The organism is Rheinheimera hassiensis, from assembly GCF_022436675.1.
GTDB classification, from domain to species: domain Bacteria; phylum Pseudomonadota; class Gammaproteobacteria; order Enterobacterales; family Alteromonadaceae; genus Alishewanella; species Alishewanella hassiensis.
The window spans coordinates 1-283 of sequence record NZ_JAKUJZ010000038.1 but is presented as its reverse complement, the minus strand read 5'-3'; the positions used below and the strand labels follow the sequence as shown (position 1 = coordinate 283).

1 protein-coding gene is annotated in these 283 nt (G+C 29.7%); it reads right to left on the bottom strand.

Annotated elements, in window-relative coordinates; all coding sequences use genetic code 11:
- Positions 1 to 127, bottom strand: a 127-nt coding sequence (locus MJX74_RS21555; protein WP_240225073.1) for a ParA family protein, incomplete at its 3' end; no start/stop codon positions are given.
- Positions 128 to 283: the final 156 nt, after the last annotated feature.

The window sequence follows — 283 nt, the reverse complement described above, 5'->3', positions numbered from 1 at the left end:
GAACATCAAAATCACCAAATAAAACCTTATATCCCTGATTACTCAAATATCCAGCCAGATTGGTTGAAATTGTACTCTTGCCAACACCACCCTTATGGTTAAATATAGAAAATACCTTTGTACTCATATAAACTCCTGTTGTTCAATCCTTTTTTTATACTGCCATGCAGAACTAGAGAGTTAATTCTCTATTTTGGATTTTATTTCTGCTTATCCTATATGAAAAAGTGATAAAAATCAAGGATAAAACATGTGTTTTTTTATGTTTTAATAATTTTGGTCA